At 55.9% G+C, this 1,030-nt stretch carries 1 rRNA gene; it reads right to left on the bottom strand.

Annotated elements, in window-relative coordinates:
- Window positions 1–2: 2 nt before the first annotated feature.
- Window positions 3–1,030: ribosomal RNA gene (locus tag ACFC0B_RS40865) — 23S ribosomal RNA — on the bottom strand; the annotation flags it as partial.

Genomic DNA, 1,030 nt, shown 5'->3' with positions numbered 1-1,030 from the left:
CTGAGGACAAGCCCTCGGCCTATTAGTACCGGTCAACTCCACCCCTCACAGGGCTTCCATATCCGGCCTATCAACCCAGTCGTCTACTGGGAGCCTTACCCTCTCAAGGAGGTGGGAGTGCTCATCTCGAAGCAGGCTTCCCGCTTAGATGCTTTCAGCGGTTATCCCTCCCGAACGTAGCCAACCAGCCATGCCCTTGGCAGAACAACTGGCACACCAGAGGTTCGTCCGTCCCGGTCCTCTCGTACTAGGGACAGCCCTTCTCAACACTCCTACGCGCACAGCGGATAGGGACCGAACTGTCTCACGACGTTCTAAACCCAGCTCGCGTACCGCTTTAATGGGCGAACAGCCCAACCCTTGGGACCTACTCCAGCCCCAGGATGCGACGAGCCGACATCGAGGTGCCAAACCATCCCGTCGATATGGACTCTTGGGGAAGATCAGCCTGTTATCCCCGGGGTACCTTTTATCCGTTGAGCGACGGCGCTTCCACAAGCCACCGCCGGATCACTAGTCCCTACTTTCGTACCTGCTCGACCCGTCAGTCTCACAGTCAAGCTCCCTTGTGCACTTACACTCAACACCTGATTGCCAACCAGGCTGAGGGAACCTTTGGGCGCCTCCGTTACCCTTTAGGAGGCAACCGCCCCAGTTAAACTACCCACCAGACACTGTCCCTGATCCGGATCACGGACCCAGGTTAGACATCCAGCACGACCAGAGTGGTATTTCAACGACGACTCCACCATGACTGGCGTCACGGCTTCAAAGTCTCCCACCTATCCTACACAAGCCGAACCGAACACCAATATCAAGCTATAGTAAAGGTCCCGGGGTCTTTCCGTCCTGCTGCGCGAAACGAGCATCTTTACTCGTAATGCAATTTCACCGGGCCTATGGTTGAGACAGTCGAGAAGTCGTTACGCCATTCGTGCAGGTCGGAACTTACCCGACAAGGAATTTCGCTACCTTAGGATGGTTATAGTTACCACCGCCGTTTACTGGCGCTTAAGTTCTCAGCTTCGCC

The organism is Kitasatospora sp. NPDC056184 (assembly GCF_042268405.1).
Classification (GTDB): Bacteria; Actinomycetota; Actinomycetes; order Streptomycetales; family Streptomycetaceae; genus Kitasatospora.
The sequence above is the reverse complement of the archived record's forward strand: the minus strand, read 5'-3'. Positions and strand labels throughout refer to the sequence as shown.